We start from the raw sequence: 6,057 nt of genomic DNA, 5'->3' as shown, positions 1-6,057 counted from the left end.
TATAGGTTCTATTATCATATCCTCCCATAGATGAATTTGATAAATTCCCAATAATTTCTTTAAATCTCTAATCAAAAAAAGGAAATTCTTTATTTCAAACAATTCTACTTCTGAAAGAATTCCTCCTTCTCTGGCTCTGTTTATGGTAGTTCTTAAATCCTTAATTCCATGAAAAATATTATCTATATCTCTCATAAATTTTTTATCTTTAACATAGTTAATATAGCTTTCTACCTTATTCAATTCTTCTATTAATTTATCCTCTTCACCTTTTAATAAAGGTTTCATCTTATCCTTATAGATTTTACCATAGGGAGTTTTAATGTTTATTTTATTTATAATATATTGAAACTCTAAAGATTCTTTTGTAAATTCATCCATAAACTCCATTCTATTCACCCCCTAGTACTAAATCTACTACCGGAATATCATTTATATAATTTTTCATCTTGTCTAGTAGTTCTTTGGCTTCAAAATAATATCCTTGAGGAGCATGAGGATTTAATGTTATGGCTGCTAGATTAATAGGATTTACTACTTTTATTTTAACACCGTATCTCATAAATTTTAGCCAATCCTTTGGTGGTATAAATATTTTGGTTCCATCTGCTACTACTATATCTATATTTTTATATCTATTTGTGGTACTTATTATATCCTCTATAGTCTTTTTAACTAAGGAGCCTGGAATTAATATGTATTTAGAATTCTCCTCTATATTTTCTGCTATAATATGCCCACTATTTAACGCTGTTTTTACCTCTATAGTGTGGATATTTAGTTCCTTATCTATTATGGCTATTTGATCTTTATCTAGAAGTTTTTTTAATATTTTCTTTTCATTAGAATTCTCTATTTGTGGAAGATTGAAAAGGTTTACTATATGGATAGTCTCTTCTATAACTTTGTTAATATCCCTACTTAAAACAGCACCAGTGGATAATATAGTAGCATCGGTTATAGAAGGGGCGGCAGATGACCTTCTATCTATAGCTCCATCAATAACAACCATTTCCGCCCCTAATTTTAACATTAAATTTGCCACATTTTTTATCTCCGCTGTAGTTTGTGGCCCAGATATTTGAATGTATCCGCTATCTTTTACTCTTCCAATAAGTATTTCTCCTAAAGGGGTCCTATATCCTGTTATATTCATTATCTCCACTGTAGCATCGCCTAATGATAATAATTTTGTAGTAGTAGCAATTATAGTTCCTTCTTCTGCATATATTTTAGGCTTTTCCGTTTCTGTAACCAAATCCAAAGATTCTCCGTCTCTTCCAGTAGAAACAATGCCAAGCTTTATATCCTTATCTATGGCTTCGTGGATCAAATGGTTTAATGCTACAGTTTTACCACTATTTTTAGCCATGCCTACTATGGATATTATTTTATATTTATTGTATATATGGTTTAGTAACATTAAATTCCCCCTTGCTTCAATGGACATTTTACAATTATTTATGTCTAGCTTTTGGGTCTAAGATCCTTCGCTACGCTCAGGATGACAACTGTGCTGTCACCCTGGAGCTAATACTACACTAGGTACTAATGTCACCCCTGAGCCTAATCTAACTCTGAGCCTAATGTAACTCTGAACCTACCTAAATGTCACCCCTGAACCTAATGTAACTCTGAGCCTACCTAAATGTCACCCTGAGCCTAACAGTATAATCTTACTCTCGAAGGGTCTCTTTATCATCTATAAATCAATTAGCTGTAACAGTTCTTTGTTTTCTTTCTAAATTATTTGGTGCCATGGATTTTACTTCTGGGTCTTGGAGTAGTTCTGCTACACCAGTGGTATGACCTTCTCTTTCCCCCTTGCATACTGGACAATTACAAGGTTCTTCAACTATTTGAGGTTCTGTATAGGTTGTGATAACCCCTTCATAGTTTCTAAGAACTATCTTAGTTGGGGATTGACTTATAACGTATTGAGGCATAACTGGAGTTTTTCCTCCTCCTCCTGGTGCATCTACTACGAAAGTTGGAACTGCAAAACCTGAAGTATGACCTCTTAATGCTTCGATTATCTCTATTCCCTTAGATACTTTTGTTCTAAAATGTTCAATTCCCATGGATAAATCACATTGATATATATAGTAAGGTCTAATTCTCATCATTACCAATTTATGAACTAATTGTTTCATTATATGAGGACAGTCATTAACGCCTCTTAATAATACGGATTGGTTGCCTAATGGAATCCCTGCATCTGCCATTTTATTGGCTGCTTTAATTGATGTTTCTGTAATTTCCTTTGGATGATTAAAATGTGTATTTAGCCATATTGGGTGGTATTTTTTAAGCATATTTACTAAATTATCAGTAATTCTCATAGGCATAACTACAGGAGTTCTTGTTCCTATTCGAATTATTTCTACATGAGGAATTGCTCTTAATTCTTTTATAATATACTCCAATCTTTCATCAGATACCAGCAGTGCATCTCCACCAGATAGTAAAACATCTCTAACTTGAGGCGTATTTCTAATATATTCTATACCTTGATCTATTCTATCCTTAGGTGCTCCTGAATCCTTCTGTCCTGCAAATCTTCTTCTAGTGCAATGTCTACAATACATAGAGCATTGATCTGTTATTAAAAACAACACTCTATCAGGATATCTATGGGTAAGACCTGGTACAGGTGAATCTTCGTCTTCTGCCAAAGGGTCTTCCATATCCGCTATACTCTCATGGGTTTCCATTATTGTAGGTACTGCTTGTTTTCGAATAGGGCAGTTTGGATCATCTGGATCCATTAAGGATGCATAATACGGAGTTATTCCCATTCTAAACTTATTCAATACCTGACCTATTTCCTTTTCTTCTTTTTCAGTTATATTGATTACCTTTTTTAAATCCTCTACATCGGTAATTCTGTTTCTAACTTGCCATTGCCAGTCATGCCACTCTACATCTGTCACATCTTTCCATAATTCAATATCTTTATAAGAACGCATAAAACTTTTCCCCCTTTTTTATTGAATTAACCTTTGAAACTAGACGGACACTATAATATTACAAGAATACAGTTCCCTTGTCTTAAGCGTACAATTCTTCGAAAATCTTTCTTAATTCTTTAGATTCTCTCATTAGTTCTAAAGATATAGCTGCGTGGTCTTTGGTATATCCGTTTCCTACTATCATTGTTACATCTTTCCCTACCCCCTCAGCTCCTAGAGCTGCTTTTGTAAAGCTAGTTGCCATACTGAAGAAATATACAGTACCTTGATCCTTAGTTAACAATATGCTGGACATTTCAGTATTTGAAATATTTACTGTATTTATAACTATATCTGCCATTTCCCCATTAGTTGCCTCACTAACCTTTTCCAGTAGTTCTACTGCATTGGTAGCGTTTGCCTTTATGTAGACATCTGCCAAGTTTGCATTCTTAACTCTAGCTATAGTTTTATCTCTTGAACCTATACATATGACCTTTCCTGTAACCCCAGCTCTTTTCTTTGCTTCGTATAGACAAAGCATCCCAGATTTGCCAGTTCCACCAATTACCACTACTGTATCCCCCGGTTTAACTAATTTTGCCGTTTGTGCTGGTGCACCTGCCACATCTAATACAGATAATGCTAAATTTTCTGGTAAGTCTTCAGGTAATATTGCATATATACCAGATTCAAACAATATTGCTTTTCCTTTAATATCCACTTGATCTACTTCCGGTCTTATTTCTAAAAACTCATCAATTCTAAGAGGAGTTAAAGATAAAGATACTAGAGTAGCTATCTTATCTCCTACCTTTAAATCGGTTTTTCCTTCTAATGCAGGTCCAATTTTTTCTATAGTCCCTATTAACATACCGCCAGAACCAGTAACTGGATTCTGATGCTTGCCTCTTTCTGCTACTATGCCTTTCATAATCTTTTTTATCTCTTCTGGATCTCCTTTAGCTTGCTCTTTAATTTGAGTAAAGCTAGCAGAGTCTACATTTAGAGTCTGTACATCAATCAATATTTCATTATCATAAATTTCCATATCATTGTCGATTTTTAATGCAGGCTGTGGTAATACTCCCTTTGGTTCTATTACCCTATGAGTACCATATGGACATCCTTTTCTCATATAAAAACCTCCTTTAAAATTTTATCCATCTATTAATTAATGCAATATTTATGCCAATTTCATCCATGGTTAAAATGGCTAAAATTAAAGATTATATGCTAAAGATGATTTAATTTTACAAATATTCTGCCCAATATTAGGCAGATAAGTTCCCTTTTTGGTGCCTGGCACCAAAAAAAGAAACTTATTTTTATTATTTTAAATTATATTTAGATATTTTGTATTGGAGAGTTTGTCGAGGAATGTTTAGTAGTTCGGCAGTGTAGCTTATGTTGTATTCTGCTTCTTCTAATGCTTCCTCTATTAGATTTTTTTCCATTTTTTCTAGGGTTTCTTTTAAAGATAAGCTTTTATTTGGCTGTTTGATTTTTTTGAATTTTGTCGGCAGATGTTCTATATCTATAGTTTCTATGTCGTAAATACTCATAATCCCTTCTATTAAATTTTCTAATTCCCTTACATTTCCTTCCCAAGAATTATTTATAAGTATATTCATTACATCTTCAGATACTCCTTTTATAGATTTATTTAATTTTTTATTTAATTTATTTATGAAATGTTTTGTCAATAGAGGAATATCATCTTTTCTTTCCTTTAGGGGAGGAATCTTTAAACTTATTACATTTAATCTATAGTATAAATCCCTTCTTAATAATTTATGGTTTACTGCTTCTTCGGGTGGTATATTTGTGGCAGTAATTACCCTTACATCCACATTTATGCTTTTAGTTCCTCCTACTGGTCTTAAGTTTCCATCTTGTAAAACTCGCAATAATTTAGATTGTAATTCTAAAGGCATAGAGTTTATTTCATCTAGAAACAATGTTCCCTTATGGGCTAGCTGAAATAAGCCTTGTCTATCCTCCGCTCCAGTAAATCCACCTTTTACAGTTCCAAAGAGAATACCTTCTAACAGATTTGCTGGTAATGCTGCACAGTTTTGAGTGATGAAGGGTTTGTTTTTCCTTTTACTTGCATTATGTATGGCATGGACGAATAACTCTTTACCTGTACCTGTATCTCCATATATTAAGACTGGAGCATCAGTATCTGCTGCCTTTAAAGCCATCTGTTTAAGTTTTAACATCTCTTTATTCTGTCCTATAATGTCTAAGAAGGTATACTTTGCTGTTTCTTCATCATTTTCTCCAATGGAGTTATTATATAGTTTGCTTTGAAGATCTACGATTTTTTCGGACATCTTTCTTACTTGGGTTATGTCTTTGGATATTTCGAGAGCCCCTAATATTTTCCCATTACTACTCTTTATAGGTATGGAAGAGTTTACAGTAGTTATCTTTTCACCTTTATAATTTATGAAAGTCTGCTCTTTTTTAAGTATAGGCTTGCCAGTTTTGATTACCGTTAAAAGAGTAGAGGTTTCATAGCTTAAAGATGGATATACTTCTAATAAATGCCGGCCTACGGCCCTTTCTCTATCTATACCATCTATTCTTTGAGCAAATAAATTATAATAAGCTATTTTCCCACTATCGTCTATAATATGAATACCTTCTTCTATATAGTCTAAAATTTCCAATATGTTTTCCCTAAAAAATAAATCCTTCATATGTACCTCCTTTACTGCCGGTTTTTAGGCATACATAGCCAAATTATAGGCACTAAATGTGCCTATAAGTTTTCAATATTTACTTTTTGTACTGAAGCAATTTCTTTTCGTAGTATATTGCCTCCTATTCTTTTGAATTTTTCTGGATCATCACTTACATAATAATCGCATTTTCCTCCATCTAATCTATTGGATAGTAGATTCTTTTCCTTTAACATTATCTTCCCAGCTTTAGCCGCTTCATAGGCTGGATTAACCATAGTTACTTTATCTCCTAATACCTTATTGATGGTATAGCGTAGAGCTGGATAATGGGTGCATCCTAGGACTAAAGAATCTATATTATGTTCTTTTAATTCTAATAAGTATTTTTTTGCTGTAATAAATGCCACATCTGT

Annotated in this window: 5 protein-coding genes and 1 pseudogene; all 6 read right to left on the bottom strand. The window is 33.1% G+C overall.

Annotated elements, in window-relative coordinates; all coding sequences use genetic code 11:
* A pseudogene (locus VK998_RS06645) lies at window positions 1–390 on the bottom strand (MutS-related protein); the annotation flags it as partial.
* Window position 391: 1 nt separating this feature from the next.
* The gene (kamB, locus tag VK998_RS06640; RefSeq protein WP_325226771.1) at window positions 392–1,423 is read right to left on the bottom strand and encodes a lysine 5,6-aminomutase reactivase subunit KamB; all 1,032 of its coding nucleotides are present in this window, start codon (window positions 1,421–1,423) and stop codon (window positions 392–394) included.
* Between the two features lie 286 nt (window positions 1,424–1,709).
* The gene (gene kamA / locus VK998_RS06635) at window positions 1,710–2,969 is read right to left on the bottom strand and encodes a lysine 2,3-aminomutase (RefSeq protein WP_325226769.1); all 1,260 of its coding nucleotides are present in this window, start codon (window positions 2,967–2,969) and stop codon (window positions 1,710–1,712) included.
* An 82-nt stretch (window positions 2,970–3,051) separates the two neighbouring features.
* Window positions 3,052–4,089, bottom strand: coding sequence for an L-erythro-3,5-diaminohexanoate dehydrogenase (gene kdd, locus VK998_RS06630; protein ID WP_325226767.1), 1,038 nt, complete (start codon window positions 4,087–4,089; stop codon window positions 3,052–3,054).
* Window positions 4,090–4,282: 193 nt separating this feature from the next.
* The gene (locus tag VK998_RS06625) at window positions 4,283–5,659 is read right to left on the bottom strand and encodes a sigma-54 interaction domain-containing protein (protein WP_325226765.1); all 1,377 of its coding nucleotides are present in this window, start codon (window positions 5,657–5,659) and stop codon (window positions 4,283–4,285) included.
* Window positions 5,660–5,721: 62 nt separating this feature from the next.
* Window positions 5,722–6,057: glutamate racemase (locus VK998_RS06620; RefSeq protein WP_414713574.1), on the bottom strand; the 336-nt coding region annotated here is incomplete at its 5' end.

This window comes from Schnuerera sp., from assembly GCF_035459645.1.
Lineage (GTDB): Bacteria > Bacillota > Clostridia > Tissierellales > Tepidimicrobiaceae > Schnuerera.
Note: the sequence above shows the minus strand (reverse complement) of the source record. Positions and strands in the feature narration are given on the sequence as shown.